At 37.8% G+C, this 24325-nt stretch carries 23 protein-coding genes; 5 read left to right on the top strand and 18 right to left on the bottom strand.

Annotated features, from left to right (window positions below; all coding sequences use genetic code 11):
* The first annotated feature begins 718 nt into the window (after window positions 1-718).
* Window positions 719-1192 carry an inner membrane protein YiaA gene (gene yiaA / locus D0466_RS18770; protein ID WP_117324063.1) on the top strand — a complete coding sequence of 158 codons (474 nt, stop codon included), beginning with the start codon at window positions 719-721 and terminating at the stop codon, window positions 1190-1192.
* Between the two features lie 623 nt (window positions 1193-1815).
* Here the strand turns inward: yiaA and D0466_RS18765 are convergent.
* The 3 genes from D0466_RS18765 to D0466_RS18760 all read right to left on the bottom strand — a co-directional run bounded on the left by D0466_RS18765 (window position 1816) and on the right by D0466_RS18760 (window position 3269).
* Window positions 1816-2244: a DUF7662 domain-containing protein gene (locus D0466_RS18765; protein ID WP_117324062.1), complete on the bottom strand. Its 429-nt coding sequence runs from the start codon at window positions 2242-2244 to the stop codon at window positions 1816-1818.
* A 98-nt stretch (window positions 2245-2342) separates the two neighbouring features.
* Window positions 2343-2711: a hypothetical protein gene (locus D0466_RS21950; protein ID WP_158555948.1), complete on the bottom strand. Its 369-nt coding sequence runs from the start codon at window positions 2709-2711 to the stop codon at window positions 2343-2345.
* Between the two features lie 150 nt (window positions 2712-2861).
* Entirely contained in the window at window positions 2862-3269 is a 408-nt protein-coding gene (locus D0466_RS18760) for a DUF4395 domain-containing protein (protein WP_117324061.1), read from the bottom strand.
* A gap of 383 nt (window positions 3270-3652) precedes the next feature.
* Between D0466_RS18760 and D0466_RS18755 the strand changes: the two genes are divergently transcribed.
* Window positions 3653-5053, top strand: coding sequence for a DHA2 family efflux MFS transporter permease subunit (locus D0466_RS18755; RefSeq protein WP_117324060.1), 1401 nt, complete (start codon window positions 3653-3655; stop codon window positions 5051-5053).
* Between the two features lie 190 nt (window positions 5054-5243).
* Here the strand turns inward: D0466_RS18755 and D0466_RS18750 are convergent, their stop codons facing one another.
* From D0466_RS18750 to D0466_RS18700, 10 genes are all read right to left on the bottom strand, one after another.
* Window positions 5244-6746, bottom strand: a complete 1503-nt coding sequence (locus D0466_RS18750; RefSeq protein ID WP_117324059.1) for a glycine betaine uptake BCCT transporter — start codon at window positions 6744-6746, stop codon at window positions 5244-5246.
* 77 nt (window positions 6747-6823) lie between these two features.
* Window positions 6824-7507, bottom strand: coding sequence for a hypothetical protein (locus D0466_RS18745; protein ID WP_117324058.1), 684 nt, complete (start codon window positions 7505-7507; stop codon window positions 6824-6826).
* 544 nt (window positions 7508-8051) lie between these two features.
* Window positions 8052-10706, bottom strand: coding sequence for an EAL domain-containing protein (locus tag D0466_RS18740; protein ID WP_117324057.1), 2655 nt, complete (start codon window positions 10704-10706; stop codon window positions 8052-8054).
* 659 nt (window positions 10707-11365) lie between these two features.
* Window positions 11366-11557, bottom strand: a complete 192-nt coding sequence (locus tag D0466_RS18735) for a hypothetical protein (RefSeq protein ID WP_117324056.1) — start codon at window positions 11555-11557, stop codon at window positions 11366-11368.
* A gap of 465 nt (window positions 11558-12022) precedes the next feature.
* Window positions 12023-12505, bottom strand: a complete 483-nt coding sequence (locus D0466_RS18725; RefSeq protein ID WP_117324054.1) for a DinB family protein — start codon at window positions 12503-12505, stop codon at window positions 12023-12025.
* Window positions 12506-12579: 74 nt separating this feature from the next.
* Entirely contained in the window at window positions 12580-12924 is a 345-nt protein-coding gene (locus D0466_RS18720) for a cupin domain-containing protein (protein WP_117324053.1), read from the bottom strand.
* Between the two features lie 326 nt (window positions 12925-13250).
* Window positions 13251-13736, bottom strand: coding sequence for an STAS domain-containing protein (locus D0466_RS18715; RefSeq protein ID WP_117324052.1), 486 nt, complete (start codon window positions 13734-13736; stop codon window positions 13251-13253).
* A 309-nt stretch (window positions 13737-14045) separates the two neighbouring features.
* Window positions 14046-14246 (bottom strand): cold-shock protein, encoded by a 201-nt coding sequence (locus D0466_RS18710; RefSeq protein WP_117324051.1) that lies wholly within the window; start codon window positions 14244-14246, stop codon window positions 14046-14048.
* Window positions 14247-14467: 221 nt separating this feature from the next.
* Window positions 14468-15997, bottom strand: a complete 1530-nt coding sequence (locus D0466_RS18705; protein ID WP_117324050.1) for a class I adenylate-forming enzyme family protein — start codon at window positions 15995-15997, stop codon at window positions 14468-14470.
* 217 nt (window positions 15998-16214) lie between these two features.
* A complete protein-coding gene (locus tag D0466_RS18700) occupies window positions 16215-16718 on the bottom strand; it encodes a hypothetical protein (RefSeq protein ID WP_117324049.1) in 504 nt (167 codons plus the stop codon).
* A 219-nt stretch (window positions 16719-16937) separates the two neighbouring features.
* On the opposite strand from D0466_RS18700, the gene D0466_RS18695 reads away from it, so the two are divergent.
* On the top strand, window positions 16938-17747 hold the full coding sequence (locus D0466_RS18695) for an STAS domain-containing protein (RefSeq protein ID WP_117324048.1): 810 nt from the start codon (window positions 16938-16940) through the stop codon (window positions 17745-17747).
* Between the two features lie 223 nt (window positions 17748-17970).
* Here D0466_RS18695 and D0466_RS18690 read toward each other — a convergent pair whose 3' ends face one another.
* Window positions 17971-19188, bottom strand: coding sequence for a D-alanyl-D-alanine carboxypeptidase family protein (locus D0466_RS18690; RefSeq protein WP_117324047.1), 1218 nt, complete (start codon window positions 19186-19188; stop codon window positions 17971-17973).
* A 1006-nt stretch (window positions 19189-20194) separates the two neighbouring features.
* Window positions 20195-20629, bottom strand: a complete 435-nt coding sequence (locus D0466_RS18685; protein WP_117324046.1) for a peptidylprolyl isomerase — start codon at window positions 20627-20629, stop codon at window positions 20195-20197.
* Between the two features lie 213 nt (window positions 20630-20842).
* Here D0466_RS18685 and D0466_RS18680 point away from each other — a divergent pair, with 213 nt between their 5' ends.
* Window positions 20843-21025, top strand: coding sequence for a hypothetical protein (locus D0466_RS18680; protein ID WP_117324045.1), 183 nt, complete (start codon window positions 20843-20845; stop codon window positions 21023-21025).
* Between the two features lie 242 nt (window positions 21026-21267).
* Window positions 21268-21642, top strand: a complete 375-nt coding sequence (locus D0466_RS18675; protein ID WP_117324044.1) for a nucleotide excision repair endonuclease — start codon at window positions 21268-21270, stop codon at window positions 21640-21642.
* Between the two features lie 717 nt (window positions 21643-22359).
* Here D0466_RS18675 and D0466_RS18670 read toward each other — a convergent pair.
* The 3 genes from D0466_RS18670 to D0466_RS18660 all read right to left on the bottom strand — a co-directional run bounded on the left by D0466_RS18670 (window position 22360) and on the right by D0466_RS18660 (window position 24181).
* Window positions 22360-22818, bottom strand: a complete 459-nt coding sequence (locus tag D0466_RS18670; protein WP_407675649.1) for a CcdC family protein — start codon at window positions 22816-22818, stop codon at window positions 22360-22362.
* 110 nt (window positions 22819-22928) lie between these two features.
* Window positions 22929-23297 carry a response regulator gene (locus D0466_RS18665; RefSeq protein ID WP_117324042.1) on the bottom strand — a complete coding sequence of 123 codons (369 nt, stop codon included), beginning with the start codon at window positions 23295-23297 and terminating at the stop codon, window positions 22929-22931.
* A 176-nt stretch (window positions 23298-23473) separates the two neighbouring features.
* Window positions 23474-24181, bottom strand: coding sequence for a cytochrome c biogenesis CcdA family protein (locus D0466_RS18660; protein ID WP_117324041.1), 708 nt, complete (start codon window positions 24179-24181; stop codon window positions 23474-23476).
* Window positions 24182-24325 lie beyond the last annotated feature (144 nt).

Below are 24325 nucleotides of genomic sequence, written 5' to 3'. Positions count from 1 at the left end.
ATACAGAAATGAATATTTAGAACTGATATTAAGTAGTTCTTTATAACTAAAACCAGATTACATAAAGATATGTATATAAAATCCGATAATAATCACCGGTGCTCCCTACATAGAACACTCATGCTGTTTTATGAAAAAAAACTCCGAAGCTACCGCCTCCCCAATTTTTAGCCGTGAACTAACAATCGGATCTGATTTTTATATGACTCTCCTTACAGACCAATTTAGAGGTTTTTAAAGAATACCTTAATGGCTCTGAGTCCATTAAAGCTACAGTTCAAAGGTTTAATGAAAATTGCGCAAACCCAGGTTATGTACTGAATGATCAAACAGTCTTGAATTTCCTTACCTTATATTCATACCAACCATCTTTATTGCATATATTCGTCAGAAAATGGTTAGTAATGCAGTTATTCCTGGAGTGGAGCAAAATGGTATCAACAATAAGATACTCATTGTTGAAACATATGTGAAAATCTTACCCGCCCACTAGGTTGAAAAGGATTAGAGCTTTTTCTAACCTGTCTCTTTAGTGGAACAAAAAAAAGCAGTATGTCTCTTATCCGAAATCACACGGCATTTTTAAAATATTAGCCTAATCAAGAAAAAATTCCCTTCTTTTTGTAAAAAATTTCTATATAATTGATTTAAGCCAGAGCACTGCGGGGTAGCATGGTCACCATTCATATTAGATAAAAAGAAGGAGGCGAAACGTTCAATGTCTGATGATAATGAGGTTTTATTAGATCATACAAAACAAAATGATTCAAAAATGAAATTTGAAAGGAAAGAGGGAGAACCGACTCCGGCTTTCAAAGGGGCGTCTTGGGCAGCTCTATTAGTAGGTGTTACGGCTTATCTCATAGGCTTATATAATGCAGCGATGGAATTGAACGAAAAAGGATATTACTTTGCAGTTTTAGTATTCGGGCTGTATTCATCTGTATCTTTACAAAAAGCAGTAAGGGATAAAGATGAGGGAATACCAGTTACTAATATTTATTATGGAATCAGTTGGTTTGCACTTATTGTATCTATTTCATTAATGGTTATCGGCTTATACAATGCAGGAAGCATTGATTTAAGTGAAAAGGGATTTTATGCTATGGCATTTGTTCTTAGTTTATTTTCAGCCATCACGGTTCAAAAGAATATTAGAGATACTCAGAGGGCAAGAGGAGACAGAGAGTAACTGATCTTCAGTTAATTCCCACCGCAAAAGCCATGCTATCCAATACGTAATAACTTTCGTTTCTTGCAGTATGCTATGAAAAAATTCAAGACGAACAATCGGGGAGAGTCTCATCAACATAGATAGTGCATTAATCAATTGAATCATTCTTCCATTTGTCTATCATCCTGGTTTCCATTGACTTTAGCACTTTCCATTGAGTATCAACGAGTTATCTCGTAGTTTGGATATAGAGATTTAACATCGATAATTAAACAGTCCAGAGTAAGATGAGGGCCGCCATTGGCAGCCCTCATCTTCAAGTAACCCGTTCGTTTAAAAGATGGACGTTAAAAAAGGACAGCGTCTCGACATTGCCCCATCTTTACTAACCCTTGTTATGTTCAGATCGAGTTATTATCATCTGTTGGAAATTCATATAGCACTTTCATTTTTTCACCTGTACAATCATTTATCAGCCAAATAACTTATCATTTTATCTTAATGCTCAAATCTTTTTCCCTCTAACTCAACAAAGGGGGAAAATACGAATCCTCCCTGTCCCAACTCTCAACAACTCAGTGAAATGGAAAATCATCTATCCGCATACAACTTGGCGTTTTAGGCGGTTCAGTATAGATTTCCTACTCTCGCATGAAATTGATACTTGTCCCCAAATTAATTTTCGCTGTTTTCCAGCCAGCCAGAATCCATGCCCGAGCATGTGAATGTGTACCACTTGTTTCATTTGACCACCAAGCTCCATACTTATAAGCTGATTTTGGTAAGTTGAACTGAAGGATCTCTTCAATTTCTGTGAATGATAAGGATATTTCCGGGTAGCAGCTTCTTCTTTGAAATAGGAATTCATAGAGTTTTGTATATTTACCATCATACCTCTTTTGATAATCTTCAACTTTGCCTTGTTCATTAAAGATTGATGTTGCACCTCTGAACTTTAAACCATTTCCATCAATAAATTGCATGAATTTATGTAAAAATTCATCGTGATTGATATTATTTTTATCTGAAAATATACTCCCATTAATTAGAATCGAATTTCGTTTATTCATTTTGTTTGTCCCCTAATAAAAGATCTTTTCATTTTTATCGTCAAATGAACAAACAAATTTAGGAATTTTCTCTAACTTTATTTAGCCCCCTACTCTACCTATGATGCCTCTACCTTTTCCATTGGCTCTTCAACCAAATTTCCAAGTATCTTAATGCATGGCCTTTGACTATTTTTAATTAGTAACAATTTCATGATTAATATTAAGACAATCGGGTATATATAACTTACAACTGGAGGTGCACCAATGAGCTTAATTGAACAGATTACAGAGGATATGTTTAGAAACAACTTCCCACATCTATTAGATGGCCATACGGAAGATGAAGATACAGATGAGGAGTAAATTAAAAGCTCCTCTTTTTTTTGTGCAGTTATATCATCGTTTCTTCTAAATAAATTTTCAATTTTCAAATCTGCTTCAATTGCACGATCGTACCTCGGCTTTGCTGAAGACTTTGTGAACAATAAAATTCCGGCCAGAACATTGCTTTGTGAATCTGGTATTTTAATCTTTCTTCATCTTCATTATGTTTCAAAAAAAGACCCCTTTCTTGTTTACAAGCCACAAGAAAAGGGTCTTCTTTGAATTTTATTATCACACACTAACATAACTATTTATGTTAATCTTCTTTTGTGCTTCCACATAATATAACGATATCTTATCGCACAGCCAATGCAGAACCCCATTAACGCGATGCCGGCAGCTAACAACACCATGACACTAAAAACATATGCGATCGTGCTCCAGCCAAGCTGGAAGAAAGCCAGTGACAATCCGAGGCATACTGTTGCGATCCATTGATTAAAGATTTGCTGGTCTTTGTCTTCCATTACATAATGGGATAAGGGTTTTTTCAGGAACATTTTACCCGCCGATATAATCGGATTTTTCTTTGTTATCAACGTGTATACGCCTATGGCGAATGGAAGTACCAGTATCAATTTATTGGATGCCAATGCGGTAAGGACACTTAACACGATAAATAATTGATTAAGTTGAACCAATGGTTTTGGAATACCCATTATATACCTCCTGATGAAAAAATGGTCGATAACCATATCCAATTTAACATAGTTTGTTACTAGGAATTATTAACTGCACAATACCATACTTTTGATATGCTGTATAGTTTTCCAGCTTAATTTCTTTAGCCACCGCTTATATACATGGAGTTTGTACGGTTATGTCCTCAACCAGCACGATGGAAGCATGTATCTGTAATGGCATGGCAGCCCCCCAGAGATGGGAGTAGCCCTCCTGTTTAGAGAGCAGAATAATAGAATATTGAAAAGAAATTCTGTAATCTACAAAAGATGCCCAGCACCTGGCTATTATTAAAGCATGCTTAAAGCTCCTCCAGGTACATAGTTGATCATTGACAAAAAATGGATGGGAGAACAAAAGAATGGAGAAACCAACGTTTAATCAGTCAACCATTGTCGCACTTTTGCTCGCGGGCACGTTTATCGCAATCTTGAATCAAACCCTGATGATTACAGCGATACCGCCCGTGATGGATGAAATGCATATTTCGGCGAACAGTGCTCAGTGGCTGACGACTGTTTTTATGCTTGTGAATGGAATTATGATTCCTATTAGCGCCTTTTTATTGGAACGGTTTACTACCAGGCAGCTTTTTATTTCAGCGATGAGTATTTTTGCTTTTGGCACCCTGGTCGCGGGGCTTGCACCTAATTTTGGAACGCTATTGCTTGGGCGGATGATCCAGTCCAGTGGTGCGGGTGTGATGCTGCCGCTCATGCAGACAGTATTCTTGATGATTTTTCCAGTACATAAGCGCGGAGCGGCGATGGGATTGGTGGGCCTGGTCATCTCATTTGCCCCTGCGATTGGGCCCGCTTTGTCGGGTTGGGTCACAGAGCATTACTCTTGGAGGGTCTTATTTTTCATTATCCTTCCGATTGCTTTGATTGATATTCTGATTGCTGTAAAGGCTTTACGGAATGTGACTGAAGTGACCAGGCCAAAAGTCGATGTACTTTCCATTATTTTATCGTCGTTCGGATTTGGGGGATTGTTGTACGGATTCACCAGTGCAGGGAATTACGGCTGGGCTGAACGGAATACGATTCTGTCCCTGTCTATTGGTGTGGTTGCCCTGGCATGGTTTATTTCAAGGCAGCTGCGGCTTGCACATCCGATGCTTGAGTTCAGGGTCTTTCAGTATTCTTTTTTCCCGATTGCAATACTCATTGGGATGATTACTTTCATGGGACTAATTGGTGCCGAAACGCTCATTCCTTTATTCATGCAGAACATGCGGGACTTTACCGCATTTGAAGCTGGCATTGCCTTATTACCCGGAGCTTTGATAACCGGTATCCTGGCGCCTTTTATCGGCCGGATATTCGATAAAGTAGGAGCAAGATGGCTCGTCATTACCGGACTGATTATAATCACAGTGTCCTCCTTTGCATTTATCGATTTAGGGCCGGCAACCACCATTACCTATATCACGATTTTGTACAGCATTAGGATGCTCGGCCTATCCATGGTCATGATGCCGGTTTCGACAGCCGCCTTGAACCTGCTTCCAAAGCGATTGCTTCCCCATGGGGCAGCCATGGACAACACGATGAAAATGATTGCCGCATCTGTTGGAACGGCCATCCTTGTCACAGTCATGACTACAAGCACTGAATTGGCAAAGGATCGTCCGGAAATCCGCCACCCTGATATGTACGGAGTGAATATATCCTTTTTTGTCGTTGCGGTCCTTTCGGCAGTCAGCCTGCTTATTTCTTTCTTTATCAAAAGCGGGAAACCGGAAAATCAGCAAGCATAATAATGCAAAAAAGCATGGAGGTGTTGTACTGCACCCCATGCTTTTTTGGTTGCATTCCCAAACAAGAGACTCTTTTGCTGAGTAAAACGCCAATACAATCCGCTGAAAATGGGACCCGGATGATCGGATTCCAATTAAAATGTCCCCTTCAGGAAAATTTTTACGTTTTAATTCCTTTTGAATGTTGCTTTTATTTCCTCTTTACTTCAACCTCATTTTTAAAACCTCTCAGTAATGAGTAGCACATCAATAGCATGATAATGGCAAATGGAAGAGCGGCTGCAATGGATGCTGTTTGCAATACGTTCAAGCCGCCGGCTAAGAGCAATACAGCAGCTACAGCAGATTGTATCACACCCCATGTCATTTTAATTTTGTTCGAAGGATTAAGTGTACCGCCTTCACTTAACATTCCCAATACAAAGGTTGCAGTATCGGCAACAGTTATGTAATAAATTGCTACCACGGAGAAGCCCAAAATGCTTAACAGGGAACTCAATGGAAGATAGTCAAAGAATGTAAAAATGGACAAGGACACGTTTTCGGCGATATGCTTTGCCAAATCATGATTTTCTTTATTTTGAACGAGTTCAAGTGCCGAACCCCCAAATACGGACATCCAAAGACATGTTCCCAGAGTAGGCACAATCAATACCCCAAATACAAACTCCTTTACTGTTCTTCCTTTTGAAACACGGGCAATGAACATGCCGACGAATGGTGCCCAGGCAATCCACCATGCCCAGTAAAACAATGTCCATGATGCAATCCATTCTTTTTCGCCAAAAGGGTTTAACCTTAAACTCATTTCTACAAAGTCACCAATATACAGACCCATCGTATTAAAAAACACTTGAATGACAGTTATGGCTGGACCGACAAGCAAAATCAGCAGCATGATAGCAACAGACAAAATAATCGCTGCGTTGGATAAGTACTTTATTCCTCTTTCCAAGCCTGTGTTAATTGAGATAATAAAAAGGACTGTTGCGACGACAATGACAACCAGCTGGATAAATAACGTATTAGGGATTCCAAATATGTCATGCATTCCGGCTGTAACCTGCATGGCCCCCAGCCCTAAAGAGGTTGCGATACCGAAGACTGTTGCAAAGATGGACAGGATATCGATCGTTTTCCCTATTGGTCCGTAGATTCTATCGCCTAAAATCGGATGGAACGCTGAACTGATGGCCGCTGGAAGCCTTTTGTTGTATTGGAAAAAAGCAAGGGCTAATCCAATAACAGTGTATATCGCCCATGGATGAAGGCCCCAATGAAAAAATGTATATTTCATTGCAGTGTTCGCTGCCTCAATAGTATAACTTTTTCCGTAAGGAGGTGCCGTGAAGTGGGTCACAGGTTCAGCGACACTCCAATACACAATTCCGATTCCCATGCCGGCACCGAATAACATTGCGAGCCAAGAACCGGTGCTGAAATCAGGCTTGTCAGTTTTCCTGCCGAGCCGGATATTGCCATACTTAGAAAAAAGTAAATAGATGGAGAAAATGACAAAGAATAAGGTAGCCCCAAGGTATACCCATCCAAGATAATCGATCGAGGCATTATAAACGGCGTTGGTGACTTTAGTTAGATTTTCTGTAAAAAAAACACCCCATATAATGAAAATGAGAGTAAGCAACAATGAAATGATAAAAACACTATTTTCCTTATATATATTACGATCCATAGAAACCTCCTGGCGAGCTTGAAGAATATTGTGTTTGGTGTAGTGTAAAAAACACTGTATTATGCATACTTTGTCCCTTAACCATCAGAAGAATGAAGTGCCTTAGCAAAGGGATTGTACTGGAATTCCCACTTATCGGTATCCATTAACTCTTCCTGCGACAACTCTAAACCGCCTCCGAGAAAAATAGTCTGCCCTTTGAGTGCTACCACCATAGTTTCAAATAAAACATCACTTTCTTTCTTTCGATAGATGTCCCCAAGCTTTGGCAGTTCACCGTAAGGAATCATTTGGCGGTCAACTTCATCTAAATATTCATCTTCAGTATTTACCATCTCTTTATAGGTGATGGGTTGGCTGTCAGGAGCACGGCCAGGTACCATTAATAAATACTCATTATGCTTAATACCGTTAGAGTCGCTTGTTATCACCCCTTTTTTATCAACAGTTTCAACCACTTCAATTTCATTTAACGAATAATGATCCAGGGTATCAGGGGCCGGATTGTTTATTAAAATCAAATCGCCTTCTTCAGGTTTTCGATTATTAATGAGCGTATATACCTTATGATTAAAAATAAAGCTGTCAAGTTCCTTTGGTATGTATTTTTCCACACTAGCTGCATTTGTTATATGCTGAGATAAGTCCCTCAGCTTAATAAGATGGACTGATAGTTTATACATTGGTTTCAGGCCATATACTTTGTGTAACTCATTGTTATAATATACAAATTGCCCTTTTCTTACTTGATAAAGTTTCAAAAGTACATCTCCCCTTCTTAAAGGATATTTATAGTTCAAATAACTTAAAAGAATAACTGTAGAATGCTCGTCAATAGTTTTTTCTTTACCTTTAGGATATCTATTTTTAGAAAAAACATGTTAGAAATGGCAAAAGTGCTCATTAGTAGAAAGTATCGTCCGGTTACGGTTAGTCCCTATTTTCTTCTTTGAACAATACAAAAATTTAATTAGTTATACCCTTCTTTTATTACCATAACCGGTTGAGCCGATATATTTTCGAATAATGAAAAACACAACTTATTAACAAACCTCTAAAATATAAGCCGCAAAAAAGGCTGCTATTTAGCTCTAGAGCATAATGGTTTCTATCAAGAAAAACAGAGCCTCCTGTGTGAAAATAGGATATAACTGTTGTAATAGTAAGCAGTGCCGCAGCCGCGTGAAGCCGAATGTAACTATAACCAGGTTAAATAAAATACCAGCCTGTATTTCCAGCTGGTATTATCTGATTTTTTATTTATTTCTTGAGATACTGCTTAATACAACAAGATCATAACCAATCTTAAAACGAGTTCGCTACACTTTTATCCTCCACAGATAAGAATTTAACCATGTGTTTTTCATTAATGGGACGACTAAACAAATAACCTTGAAGCTCATCGCACCCCATTTGCACCAATAAATCTTTTTCTTTCTCTGTTTCCACTCCTTCAGCGACTACGTTAAGCTGAAGTCCTCGTGCAATATCGAGAATGGATGCAACTAAAAGTGCTTTCTTTTCGTTGTGGTCGATATCTTTAATAAATTGACGGTCAATCTTGATTTCATCAATTGGAAGTTGGAGAAGCTGATATAAGGACGAATATCCCTTTCCAAAGTCATCGATAGAAATGAGGACGCCTAAACTTTTTAACTTATGGATGACTTCCGCGACATGCTTTGGATTGTTGATAAATACACTTTCCGTGATCTCCAATTTTAAATATTCAGGAGCCATGCCTGATTCATCCAAAACCTTTTCTATCATGGAGACCAAATAATCCTGTTGAAAATGTTTGGCAGATAAATTTGCTGAAATCGGTATTCGCTTTAAACCTTGATCGTGCCACCTTTTATTTTGTCTGCAAGCTTGCACGAGTGACCATTCATCAATTTGCAAGATTAGTCCAATTTCCTCTGCAATTGGAATGAAGGTTGAGGGTGAAACAAACCCTAGCACAGGATCTTGCCAACGAAGCAAAGCCTCCATGCTCGTTACTTTACCTGCACCTGTCTTTGGTTGATAAAATAGCTCAAAGCAGCCTTTTTCAACTGCTTCACGCAATGCATTTTCAATTAAAAGACGCTCTTGAAATCTGTTTCTCATGGACTCATTAAAGAATTGGGGAACATTTCCGCCTTTTTCCTTCGATATGTACATGGCAGTATCCGCACACTTTACTAAAGTGTCCAAGTCCGTTCCATCTTCTGGATACATGCTAATCCCCAAACTCGCCGTGATATAAAGCATCTGGCCTTGAATAGGAAAGCATGTTGAAAACTCTTTAAGAATTTGTTCTAATGTACCAGTTACTTCTTCTTGGCTTTCAACACAATGGACAATAACAAATTCATCCCCGCCAAGCCGAAAAACCTCTCTTTTGTTATTATGCAAAGTACCAAGCTTACTTGCGGTCAACTGAAGCAGTGTGTCTCCAGCATCATGGCCTAACGTGTCATTTATCCGTTTAAACTGATTTAAATCGATAAAAATAATGGCTAAATGTTTAGTCGCATTATTTTTGATAAGAGTCTTCACGTATGTTTGGAAATGAAGGCGGTTTGGTAATCGGGTCAGAACGTCATAAAAAGCCAATTGATGCAGTTTGTCTTCAGATTCCTTTATTTTTTTGGTTCGGTCCCTGAGCTGCCTATTCATTTCATGGCTTTCCTGGAATAATTCTTTCAGTTTATCAGACATCTTCATCAGGTTTTGAGTGAGCAACCGAAATTCAGCTACATAGCTTTGCGGCCACTCCACCATTTCCAATTTAAATAGTTTCTGGGGCAAGCCTGTAGTTACAATCGTTAATTGCTTTAGGTTATTCATCAATATTCGGCTAACAGCCAGTACGAGAATAACTGTACACAATGCGAATAACAGCGAAAAACCTAGTTGGTCTAAGAAATCTTTATAGATTTGTTTTTGGTATTGAGAGATAGGAAATTCAATAATTACTTTTAGCGGTAACGAATCTATATGTTTAACATAAACATATTTTCCTGCCTCCCATTTAACAATAGGCAGGACATCATCTTGACCTTTTGGCAGCACCTCATAAACATCATTCGAAACTTTTTTGACCTTATACATATTCCGCCAATCGTACTTTTTCTTCAATGAAACCACATGTGAACTGGAAGCGATTATGTTATTGCGAAGATTCAAAATACTGATGTCAAACTCCGGTGATTTATTACGCTTAACAACCTCATTTAATTTGCTCATTTGAAAACTTCCGTATGATGAAAGCTTTTTAAGGTCATCTTCCTTCCAAAGGAGCATCTCTTTTTCAATTCGAATCACACTATTCTCAGCTTGTCTTAGTGAATTATTAGCCAGAAAATCATGCAAATTCCAGGAATTGGTCACTACACTTAAAAAAAACGGAATTAGAATTGAAATTAACGTAATATGAGTTAGAAACTGGTGTATTGATACATTATTTTTATTTAATTTAACGCTTTTGAGCAGTTTATAAAAAGGAAAATATGCTAAAAGCATGTCTGCAATTAGGACATTAAAAAAACCATTGATAATATCTTTGCAAATCTGAAAAGATAGTGCGTCACCGGATAAGGATGTTCGATTGAGAAAGAATACGGCGGCCAAACCAATGGTCAACCAGAAAAGTGCATCTACAAAGAACATTTTTGCCTTTCTTCCTTTATAGAAAAAAGCACCAACAAATGTGACTTCTATTATGAGAATAATATGATAAGCAAAACTAGTAAAATCGCGGGGAACAAAAATAAGAGCTAGCAGACTTGTTAATATGGAAAGAGGAAGTCCGAATAGGCGAAGCACCAAAAAGATGAAAATACTCGTAAAAGTAAATGTAATTCCATAAACTAAAGTTAGTTTAAAAGCTGAAGAAAAAAAGACTAATACCAAGAGGGAGAAAATGAGAAACATTTCACTATTTACTCGTAGAAGTGAATTTTTGAATCCAAACATATTGATCACCCTAATCTATCGCAAAATCATTCCTTACTTGCATTACTCGATAACCAACTTTTTCTAAGGTAACTTTGCCATCATAAAACGCGTCATACCTAAAATTCTACGTTCCACCATTTATTGGAATATTAAGAATGCACTATTAATAATACCATAAGGTTATTATCTTGGATATAAGGACATAATTCAAAGGTCTCAGCTTTTCAAAAGACGCTTAACAAGACACCGTCTTTTCCTGCACCCCTCCGAATCTGCAATATTTGATGTTAAAAAAAGACCGATTATTATCGATCCATCAAAGTACACCCTTTTCAGAAGTTGTCCTTACTTTAATATAAATCCTTTTTTCCTTGCAATTTAAATTTCCTGTGCTGAAATGCAACTATGTAATATTGTTCTAACTGATAATTCATGGATACTTGACGCTTTGTGGAACCCAATAAAAACGAACATGGATCATAAGCGCCTATTGAAACTTTTAGGTACCCACTTCTAGTGGAGTAATCAATTAATCAATAAGATAAGGATCATATCTTTCCATTCCGCACCCAAAATAATGGAGAGGCTCATCTTTTTGGTCCACTTCAATCCTTTAATAACTTTATTTCAATGACTATAATTAATTTGGCATTCACAATTCTTAAGCATCAAGTTTTTTATAAAAAATCATTAATGTTTTCATTTACCCATACATATATTTTTTCTCTTACTTCCGCATTATTTTCGCCCAATTTTTCAACCAAACTGACTAATTCTGCTGGCATATTATTGATAACAGTATCGATTTGTTCGTCGCTCGGAGGCATTCCTAACGCATCTATAAAACAATCGTGAATGAATTCTCTCATTATTTACAACTCCTGTACAAAAGATTTCTTTTCATTCAAAAATACAAAATGACTCTTTAGTTCTTGATCACTCACAAGTACCTTTTGCTTCAGATCTTGGGTTTGTAATACAAATTCTTTAACCCCAATGAATTCAGAATGTGAGATAAGTAAGAATTTAGCTCCTTTTTTGTGATCTTTATAATCTTTTTTTAACCTATAAATCTGCATTATTTACCTCAAATGTTTGGAAAATAATTATTTTACGACGGTTTGTTTCCGCACTCTTACAAAAGATTGGAAAGTTCTAAATAATCTCAACAATGAACAATCTCAACAATGATGTAACATGCCTTCACATATCTGTGTCTTTATTTTGTTTCTTTCCATCAGCAACTATAATACAAATCAACATGTTACACAATACGGGATTATTCACTACTTCTTCTTTTCCGTATATAAGTGAATAAGAGCTTCATATGCCGTTCATATTTTTCTCTTTAATTCTTCGATTTGGGCAAGATGTCTTTTTTCATGGAGTCCTACAAATGGAATCCATTGTTTTAAGCTTAATTCACCAAATACTGGATGAGGGAACCCCCTTTGCTCTAGTAATGAATCATCTGCAGCATCCACTATTTTAGAAAATGCTTCTCTCGATAGAGAAAGCTTATTGTGCATTTCAGCGAGTGTTATAAATTCCTCGGAGGGATGGACAAATGAAGGGGCCTTTACTGTAGTCGAGCGATTGACTGTTAATTCAATCGGCTTTTCTTTTACCGTTTTACTCTCGCCATTTGCCAATTGGTCAGAAATAGCATGGGTGATTGCCCTTTCCATTAAATACAGATGTTCAAGTACCTGCATTATGGTCCATTTACCTTCTTCCAACTTTTCATTTAATTTATCAACTGAGATACCCTCTACCGCTTGCAAGACTTCATTTCTAATCATCTCATTTTTTTCCATTCACACCTGCCTCCAATCAATGATAATTGCAGTAAGGAAGTTCCATATGAACTATTATATAAGCTGGATGAATATTACAATTCTAATAAGACTCTATCACCCTTGCTATTCGGCTGAGAAGTGACTATAAATTCTACATCAAGATTCGTTTTATTAAACATTTGATGTGGCACCAGAGGCGGTATTTCATAGCCTTCCTGGGGGTTCAATTCTATAAGTTCACCATTGGCTTCAAGCGTAGCCTTGCCTGATAACACAAAGAAAAACTGACGGGAAACATTATGGTAATGTCTTGCTTCATATGTATTTGGAGGCATACGTTCATGAATGATACTTAAGTCGTTATTTTTGACCAGATGCCAACCATCGCAAAGATTCCCCCACAAATAATGTTCGGCATTTATTTTACTGATTGTCATCAAAAATCCCCCTTCATTTAAAGGTTTGGGTGATAAAATGTTATTGTTTTTATACAATACACCACACTGCTTTGCCCATCAATTCAGTAAGACACTTCGGCATCCCTAAACCAAAACCTTCCGTAAATGGCAGGAGAGTTCATTTTTAGTTAGGATGGTTGTAAATTGTTTTTCAAAGTAGTGATGCTTTCCTTCCCGAACTTCCAGCCATTACGGACTCATCGCTTAGAGAACATAGACATCCTCTTCAATAATAAAAGTTAAGAGATATCTATTAAGCACACATTAAGACAAAGTAGCAGGAACTTGCTTTTTAGAAAAAAGCATTAAGTAGCTGACTCGTGTATTAATTTCAATCCCTTTTTCTTCATAAGATGATCAAGAGCAGACCTAAAGGTTAAGAATGTTTTGGCGTCAATAAACAGCAATCCTGAACGCACTAACTCTTGGGATACAATGGGTGTAAACCCTACATAAAGAACTTCCACACCTAATAATTGGAGTATTGAATTTAACTTGTTAATATAGTATCCGAATAAATCGAGGTCACCGATTTCTTTTTTAGCAATCGCACTAAAATCAATGATAATGGTGTTAATTTCTTCAGAATACACTTTTTCCGATATCTGTGAAATGATAAGTTCAAATCTCTCCGGTTCCAATTTGCCTGTAATAGGCAGCAAAAAGGTCTCCGGAATGATTGAAGGTATGACAGGTACTGACATATCTTTGATTAGTTGTTCCAATTCGTTAAGTTGATTCCTAAGTTCAGTTAGTTCCTCCTGCATTTGCTTGATATGAGACTTATTCATAAATACTCCTTAGAATTGTAAAGTAGAAATATTATAACATTCGTTTTTAAAACTATCTATGTTAATACTTAATGCTATTAGCCCTAATTAACGAATAAATCAATCAGACCATCAGTAAGAAGGGAATCGGTGTTTAAGCCGCTTTAACAACGGAATTGACTCCATGTGGTTGGGTTGTATGAGACAATACAAGAGGTGTTGGAGGATTTATCAACCACCGAAGAAATCAAGTGGAACATTTTCACTTTAAGTAAACAAATAATAAAAAACAGATCCTTTATAAAAGGACCTGTCTGGTTTAAAAATATATTACGCTTTTTGAACGTTTGCAGCTTGAGGTCCACGAGCACCTTGCTCAACGTCAAATGTTACTTTTTGGCCTTCGTCTAATGATCTGAAACCTTCAGTTTGAATTGCAGAGAAATGAACGAAAACATCGTCTCCACCTTCACGTTCGATAAATCCGAAACCTTTTTCTGCATTAAACCATTTAACTGTACCTTGTTCCATATTTGTTGCCTCCTAGTGCATAACGCACCCAATTATTACTATCCTTGCCCAAAGTGATCATCAAGACGAAAAGTCCAATACTAATACTATCCTTTACACCGAACAAAAATAATTCTTTTTTATCGTAACAGTAAATGGAAGTGAAAGCAATACAAAATAGGAAAGATTATATCTTAATCTGTACTAGCCTACTCAAATGACAGTCAATTGCCTTGATTATCCTACTTTACAGCAATCCCCTGATATTCCTCGCGCAACCGATACTTCAATACCTTTCCCGAAGCATTTCTGGGCAGTTGGTCCATTTCATATAAAACCCTCGGTATTTTGTAACCGGCAAGTTCCAGGCGGCAAAATTGCTGCAATCCTTCAAGATTGATCTCTTTCCCTGGTTTTGGTACAAAAACAGCTGCAACCGTTTCCCCCCAAACCTCATGGGGAATGCCTATGACGGCGACTTCAAGAATATCTGGATGTTTATATAGGACCTGCTCGACTTCAGTCGAGTAGACATTTTCTCCACCGGAAATGATCATGTCTTTTTTACGGTCCACCAGCGTTATATATCCATCTCCATCAATTGTAGCCAGGTCACCTGTATAGAGCCATCCATTCTTTAGGGCTTTTTTCGTTTCTTCTGGCTTTTTATAGTATTCCTTCATGATGGTTTCACTGCGAATGATAAATTCTCCTACTTCACCAGGCTGTATATCTTTACCGTTTTCGTCAACAACTCTTGCATGTGTTAAATGAGAGGCCCTGCCGCTGGCACCCAGCTTTGTTTTATGTTCTTCCGGCAATAAAAACACTCCACCGGGACCGCCTTCAGTTAAGCCGCACATATTATAAAATTGTTCGGTGCCAAACATTGCCATCGATTGCTGTAATAAGGCAACCGGCATTGGAGCAGCTCCGTATCCACATCGCGTTACGCTTGATAAATCGTATTGGTCCCTATTCGGGACCTGAAGCAAAAAGTTATACATCGTCGGGACGGCAAAGAACAGACTTATTTTATAACGGTCAATATCTGTTAGGGCTTGTACCGTGTTAAACTCTTGATGCACCACTTGTGTACAACCGAGCATTGTTCCCGTGACCATAAATAAATTAAGTTGGGCTGAATGGAATAAGGGAGCAATATGCAACAAATGATCCTGGGGGTCGATTTTCATCGTCATAATTGTGGAGAATGCGACGTGGAGAATGCGATGATGGTCAAGTACTACTCCTTTCGGCAATCCCGTAGTGCCGGATGTATAGAGAATTTCTGCATCATGTGATTCTAAAACACCAATTTCTGGGTTTCCTGTGGAAGAGCTGCGAAACTCAGATAATAGTATTTGATCTTCTTTTTTAGTGGCACCAACCATCACTTGCAAACGGACCTTATCGTTTCCTTCAGCCGCTTTTTTAATCGTTTCTGATAGATCGTCATCAGCAAATACAATCATCGAATCGGAATCATGTAAAACATAGCTCACTTCATTGGACGTCAAGCGGAAATTGACAGGAACCACAACCCCGCCTGCTTTCAAGATTCCATAATAAATAAAAGGAAACTGATCGGAATTTTTCATCATGATGGCAACTTTATCGCCTTTTTTAATGCCAAAACTAATTAAGGCATTAGCAATTCGATTCGCTTCCCGGTTGAATTCTGCATAAGTATGCACCCTCTCATTAAAAAGGATTGCTGGTTTTTGACCATTGTACATTGCGTTTCGTTCTAAACCTTCAAACAAATTCATAACTTTTTCCCCCTTTTATTAAATTTGAAAGCGCTTTCAATAAATAGTAAAATAGTGGATTTTATACAGGTTCATTACTCCCTTCCTTATTTCAAAATTTTTTCCTGCTTGTAATACAATTACCATTATATTTTAAATTTTCAGATAATACAATTGTGTTTTTAAACACCGGTAAAGTCCCAGTAAATTGTCCAATGTAAAAAAATAGCACCCGAAGTTAGTCGGACGCCCGCTTTTTCCAATATTCAGATATAGCTTCCCTGATGATTTCGTTTAAATCGCCTTGTTTTTGTTTTTTTATCCATTCTGCCTGGTCGATTGGCAATGTTAGTTTTAAACGAACCTGTTCATTAGGCATTTCAATTTTTCTGATATCCTCTATTGACACGCCTTCTTCTATTTGAGGGAATGAGATATTATTTTCGCTGAATACTTGGAAGTTTTGGTATTCCCCGATGTCATTGAGATCGCAATATAAATTAAGCTTGGGCAATCCCCCGGACAATCTTTGTACATGCATTATTGTATTGATCGTTTGCCCATCCAGTAACTCTATTTCCAAAATAAGATTTTCTTCCTCACCATATTTTCTTTCCACTATTTCGCTGACAATTAAATCCAATTCCAATGTATATCCAGTGCTTGAATCTACAATATAAATGGCACTATTAAACACGTAAATACTTTCACCATCGATTTTTACCGATTTTACTTCTACCATAAATAGTCTTCCCTTCACTAAAGGCCAGTTGGCCAAAGTGGTACCCGATCCTCTATTCACTCTGTCATATCATCAATAAAAATTATAGAAGGTTTTTGGATTGCAAACAAGACCCTAACTCTATGTCAGTATGCTCCACCGCCTGATATAATCTCAAGTTTTTTAGGCAATCTGCCGGGGTATATTTAAATAAACAATTAGACTGGTGAGGTGAGGCCTATGGACTATGCATTACAAAATGTTGCAGCTTGTCTGGATCAAGAGAAAGAGAGTGTGATGGAAAACCTTTTGGAAAAGGCAGCCGAAAATCTTGATTTAGAGTTGCCACAAGAGGATTTGAAACATCATAGACAACTTTTGCTGTCTTTGATCGGCTTGGTTTCCAATAGCTTAATTGGGAGGATTGAGAATAATAACAAGCATTTTGTTTACGATATAGAGAATTATTTTTTTAAGAAAGGTATATTGCATACAGATATGATCGCATTACTTTGCGACTTTCGGATAACCATGCTGAAAGAAATCCGGGATAGATGCCTCTCAGAGGAAATGGAAACAGAGAAAATTTACGAGGTTTATGATAAAGTGGTAATTATTTTCGACATGGTCATGCGCAATACGACGAAAAGGTTTAATGAGAACCTTCAATCCTCCATCCAGGCACGTGAAATGGAGATTTTGGAACTAACAGCGCCGATTGTGCCGATAAAGAAAGGGGTTGCCGTTTTGCCTCTGATTGGTGATTTCAGTGAAAGCCGTGCCACTTATATCACAAATACAGTAATTCCGAAAGTATCGCAGATGGAAATCGATTTGCTTATCATCGATTTTTCGGGAATCCACATTTTTGATACATTTGTGGCCCAGCATTTTTTTCAGATACGGGATATTCTAAAACTGTTGGGGATTGAACCTGTCATCACAGGTATAAGGCCTGCTCTTGCCCAAACAGCCATTCAATTAGGAATCAATATTGATGATCTGCGTACCTATACAAATGTCCAGCAAGTCCTTGAACGATTGCATTGACCTCCCGTTTCTGTGAAAAGAAAAATGGAATACACGAAAATAGTCTTTCTATAGAGATTTTATGTCATTGCATAGCGCACTTTGAAGGCCTTTTGGCCGTTTTCCGCTTAAAAATATTGTTGGTATTTTTATTAAATACCACAAAGTGTAAACGATCAAAATGAAAAGCCAGGGAGTATCCCCCTGGCTCTTAACTCTTAACCATCTAAACGCGGACCGAAGATTATTTTATATATTGTCTCTGTCGCAGGTTTCTTAAAATAAGCAAACCAATATATAGGGCAACAGGAATTCCCGCACTGTATATGACTATGCCGCTGGCATTAGTTTGGTCCTTCTCTTTCTTGGTTGCTTCTTTCTTCATCGGAACCATGACATCCTTATCCGATTTGAGTGGAATTTGTTTGATGACCTTTCCTTCGTAAATCACATTTAGATTCCCTATGATTTCTCCAGCTTTACATCCATTTTGAAGCCCAAATGTTTCAATTTCTGTTTTATATCCTGGCTGTTCGCCCTTTTTGAAGGTGAGCGAATAATCCTGTGTTGCCAATAAGGACACATCTTTTCCTTGCAAATTCATCGAATCCACAGCTTGATTTGTTTTCACAATCGGCTTTACATTCAATTTGTTAAAGGCAAAATTCCCCATAATGCGAATGTCGTTATACTCTTGGGCTAAAGTGGTTTTCATTACAACTGCAATTACGGTCTTTCCATCTTTTTCCATTATTTCCACAAGCGTATTTTGCGCTTTTCGGGTGTATCCGGTTTTTCCGCCTAATGCAAGCGGATTATCATGAATCTTGCTATTGTTAACGATTCTCACTTTGCGTTTATTCGTGCGGATGACGTCTTCCTTTGTGCCCATTGCTTTTAGAACACTGGGTACTTTCATTGCCTCTTTAGCAATAAGTGCTAAATCATAAGGGGTTGTGACATGCCTGTCGTCATGCAGGCCATTCGGTGTTACGAAATTGCTATGGACTGCTCCTATGTCTTTTGCTTTTTTGTTCATCAGTTTTGCAAAGGCCTGTGTATTGCCGGCTATTTTTTCAGCAACCGCGTATGTGACATCATTTGAACTTTTGATCATCATCGCTTTTAAGGCATCTTCCTTCGATAATTGTTCTCCCTTTTTCAGCAGGAATACCTGGTTGCTTGGGTCTTGACTAACCGCATCAGCCGAAGCCGTAACCACTTCTCCATCTTTTAAATTCTCAGCTAAAATAATGGCCGATAACACTTTCGTCATGCTTGCCGGGTATCCTTGCTTCATTGCGTTTTTGTTATAAAGAATTTCACCGGTTACAGCGTCGATTGCAACGCCAAATTCACCTGTAATAGACGGCTGCGCAACATTAGCCTTTGCCCCCGCATGAGGAACGGCTGCGCCGAATAATAAAGACATACCCAATAAGATTTTCCCTAACCTCAACATGAATGTTCCCCCATATACCAGTAAAAAATGAAAGACAACGAAAGATACTGGCTTTCTATAATATATGTGTCTGGATAATGATACATAAAAAAACCCCCGAAAGGGATGTATAAAAAAACTAGGAAATTAGTCCTGATCCATCTTACCACATAATTGGGTATTTCAGGAACAGGAATTTTTCACCTTGCAAATTCCGGGATATAAAAACGCCTATCCATAGATAGACGTTGATGACATCTTAATTCTTTTTATATGTTAGTCGAATTATCGAAACGATACCACTTTTTACTGGGCTTCTTTTATATTGAATAACTTCACATCCATTGCTATAAAAACTGCACCTGTAAGTTTCTTTAACACCATTTCAAATTGCCTATTAGCTTCTTGGTGGCAAACGAAGCAAAAGATGCAGTAATCAGACATCAGACCCACCTCTGAAGGTAAATGGAAGCCCCAGGATCATAAATGGAATTGGACTGGCTTCACCGGTACCTGTGTTAATAAATTGAGGATAAATGCCAGGCAAAACAAAGAGACTTTTGGATTTGTAATATTCGTGAACATTCCTGGAAGAATATTTTTTTATTGCTTAACTGCTGTAAATGTTGTTGCTCTCATACATACGTTTTGGCCAACAACAATTTGATGCCTAAATAAGCAAAATAAAAAGCCCCGATAAACTTTATCAAATAAAATAAGAGAGCGGATTCCCTTTATATCATAGACAGGCCGAATGCCGCCATGAGGGTGTGCATAACGGTGCCTGCCGCTATTCCCAAACCAGAAAAGATGCCTGCTTTTGCCTTGCGGGTTACTTCTGCTGATCATATACAATTATAGACTATAGAAGCGTTTCTTATTCTGCCCTAAATTTACATATTCAAGAAAAAGCCTACCCAAAAAACGAGCTGTATAATTGTTCTTGTTAATTCGTTGTCGTTATCCCACTGATGGCAGTGGAGCTGTCCATTGAAAAAGGGAGAGCTGAATTAGCTCTCCCCAAGTATTACCCGGATACTACAATTGTGTTGATCCCTGCACCTTGCCTCATGTTTAGAGCGTGTTCCAGCCCTTCAGTAACCTTGCCAAAAACAGTATGCACGCCATTAAGATGCGGCTGAGGTTCATGAACGATAAAAAATTGGCTGCCCCCGGTATCTTTTCCGGCATGGGCCATTGATAAAGATCCTGCTACATGCTTGTGCGGGTTACCCTCTGTTTCACATTTGATTGTGTAGCCAGGACCTCCTGTACCGTTCTTGTTCGGGCAGCCGCCTTGGCTTACGAATCCAGGAATCACCCTGTGAAAATTAAGTCCGTCATAGAAGCCCTCTTTCGCCAATTTTTCAAAGTTTGCCACCGTGCCAGGAGCTTCCTCCGAGTATAATTCAAAGTTGATTTTACTTCCATCTGTCAACTCTATGTATCCTGTTTTAGCCATTATAACATCTCCTTAATTTTTAATCAGTTACATTCTAACATATAAGCCAAAAATCATAGCATTTTAACCCTCAGTTTTTGAATATTTTCTTTTGACCGTCTTTCACCCAAAATCACTTCCTTAGTTTTTAACCTTTCTATTATCGAATTCACTAAAATGAGCGTTCATAAATCCCCATGAACCAGCGCACTATAATAACCGGAGGTGTCGTAAATGACAAAAGATAAACAGCCGGTTACCTATCAACAGACACTAGGAACAGAAATAAAAAGAGCTCAATTTAACAAAGGAAAAGATCCATCCGCATTTGTTGATGGAGGCGACCCGTCACTTTCTGTAAATTCCACAAACCCAGGGCAAGATGTAAAAGTTCCTGATAATAATCCCAATTTGTAAAAATAATAGTTAATGTTATAAAGATTCCCTTTTGCTTTTTAAGTTGAATTTATGAATTAAAGCGTCGCCAATGTATTTTGGCTCATTCAGATTATACCTGTGTTTCCCGTCAAAGAGCCAAAAATAAACAAGGTTAAATTTGAAAGCGGACTTCTTAAGAAACTTATTAGATCTATACTATAGATTTTCCCTGCATGATATGGTACCATTTACCTTTATAGCTGCGTAAGGAAGTGATTGGCATGATCAAAATCGAAATACCTACACCGGATCTTTCGATAACACAACGGGAACAGGCACGAAGCGGAAACGAGCCAGAAATCCCCAGTATTAACGGATTTATTGATTTTCATTTGATTCCCCGGGATAAAGGAGGAATCTTTATGTTTTATAATATCAACGATGAGCTGTTGTTCGTCGGCAAGGCCAGAAAGTTAAGGCAAAGAATCAAGAAACATTTTGAAGATAATGTATCCCCGATTAAATCACATAGGGATGAGGTTTATACCATTGATATCTGCTATGTTGACGATCCTGTCGACAGAGAAATTTATGAAACCTACATCATTAATCAGCTTAAATCGAAATATAATGTCGACAAAGTCTTCTATAGGTAAGCAAAAAAGGGAGGGCTCTTCTCCCTTTTTTTGTTAAAACTACACCTTTGTCTTCCGCAAGGATATTCTAGAGTGCTGGCTAGTTTTCTGACATATCCCCACGAATTGCTTTTTCACTGATTTTTATTCTCCCAGGCTCTATGAGACCTATGTTGAAATCCTTCCCCAAAAAAGAAACACCACTTATACCCTATTCAAAAAAAAGAAATATAGGGGAAATGATAGATTTAAAATATTGTATTTGTTGATATTTATCATAATCTAAGGATTGCCATTAGCCACCAAGCGACTTTCCGCATTCGACCCTACTCTACCGCAGCTGGGGGATCAAACAGGGGAACCGTTTCAATCCTGCATGACAAACAGCACCCTTCCTCGATCGGTTTACCGAGAATCCCTTAACAATGGAAAAGATCAAAAGGGCTGGCTATAGCCGGCCCTTATTTATGGTGTTGGTTAATGTTTATCTTTTTCCACTTTCCGTGTCTTTGTTAATATACGAGAAACCGGGGTCTTCATAAATCATGTGATTAAAAAATTTCCTTATTGGTCCATTTTTTAAGTGTTTATTAATGTTTTCTAGTTTCAGCTTTATTAAGATTTAAAAAGTCAATTTTCAGAAAAAAGTTACTTGTCTCAAAGAATCATTGTGTCAGTCCTTAATAAAAAAACTCCGAAAAAACGGAGAATCAACAGTATACCTATTTACAGCCAGCATCACCTGAAACCCTGTTTTAGTTTGCGATATTGAAGGAGCATGGAGACACGCCAAGGAACAATCATTGCGAATGCCAATAAGAAAAACATACCGCTTAATTCTCCAAGGTCAATAGATGCGCTTAATATCAATTTGGCTACAATCCTTACGATCAATAGACCGATTAATATAAACGCAAAAGCCTTTGAACGCTTTAGGAAAATTTCATTGTCCTTTACTTCAAAATTTGAGGTTTTTATTAGTAGCATCGAAAAGAGCAAACCAACCGTAACGGCTTCCAGTACTTCCATTGCTGTTACCCGGAAGACTGGAAATAGGAACATCAAGGCCCCAGTACTCATAAAAACAGGGGGCAGGATAATTTTTTTTGCATTCACAGGCCGTTTAGCCGCTTTCATTCTGATAAATAGCGCGAATATTGCCATTAAAATCGCAAACGCTGAAGATAGATAAAACACCAATAATCATTCCTTTAATTAAAGAAGGTAGAGTTATAACCTATTATATAATATTGGCTGGATAAATAAAACGTAAAGAAGCCTTTTCAAATATAAAACCGTTTAGATATCTAAACGGTTACATCCAACACCCTATTTATCGCTTCCAATACGCGGTTTTCATCAAATGGCTTTATAATAAAATCCTTTGCACCGGCTTCAATCGATTCTACAACCATTTTTTGCTGGCCCATGGCAGAACACATCACTACTTTTGCCTCCGGGAATTCTTGTTTGATTTCCTTAACTGCATCGAGACCGCTCATTACAGGCATTGTTATATCCATCGTCACTAAGTCGGGATGTAGTGCACGGAACATTTCGATCGCTTCTTTTCCGTTTTCCCCTTCTCCAACTACATCATGATCTGCCTTTTTCAAAATGTTCGAAAGGGTCAATCTCATAAATTTTGCATCATCGACTATCAGTATTCTGGCCATCTGAAGAATCCTCCTCGCATCGCTAACAGACAATCTTTCTATCAAACTTAAAAATATGGATTTTCTTACCCACAAAAAATAATCGCAATGTTTTAAATATATAGGATTTTGGTATTAAATTCAAATGATTTTCTATTACTAAATACCTTCCTATGCATCGATTTAGGGTTTCTCAATCAAAAACCGGTAAATCCGCCAAACAGGTTCGAGAACACAATAATGATCTTGGTCATCCAGTCGAAGAACAAGACTAACCCCATAACAATCATCAAATAACCGCCAACTTTTACGATTAGATTGCTGTATTTCTTGATCCATTTCAATCTGCCTAAAAAGAGGGAAAGAATAAAAAACGGGATGGCAAAACCTAAAATATAAGCGACCATGTATGCAATGGAAGATCCCGGATTTGTCCCGGCCATAACAAAAACTGCAGAAAGAATCGGTCCGGTACATGGTGTCCATCCCGCAGCAAATGCCAGTCCGATTAAAACCGATCCAAAATAACCGCCGGGTCTGTTCTTAAATTCAAAACGGGTATCCTTCATTAAAAATTTTGGCTGGAACACCCCAACCACGATTAATCCGAAAAATATAATAATAATGGCACCCAATTGTCTGATTAGATCCTGATATTGGTCAAAAAAACGTCCTAACAGTGATGCACTGAATCCCAGTGCAATGAAAATAATCGAAAATCCAAGAAGAAAAAACAATGTATGCAATAAACTCCGTCTTTGAAGCATGGCATTTTCCGATTTAATTTCCCCGACGCTCATCCCCGTTATATACGATAAGAAAGCCGGATAGAGCGGTAAACAACATGGGGAAATGAAACTTAAAAAACCTGCTCCTAAAGCAAGCAACACGTTTACATCATTCAAGTGCGACAACTCCCAGTTCTACAATCTAACATCATTCTAACAAATCAAATTTAAAAAAGATATGCTATGATTTGTGACAATTTCGTAAGATTCCCCTATTCATACAGATAAAAAATGTTCATATTTCGACAATTTAGTTACAAG

Source organism: Peribacillus glennii (genome assembly GCF_003429105.1).
In the GTDB taxonomy this organism is placed as follows: domain Bacteria; phylum Bacillota; class Bacilli; order Bacillales; family DSM-1321; genus Peribacillus; species Peribacillus glennii.
Note: the sequence above shows the minus strand (reverse complement) of the source record. Positions and strands in the feature narration are given on the sequence as shown.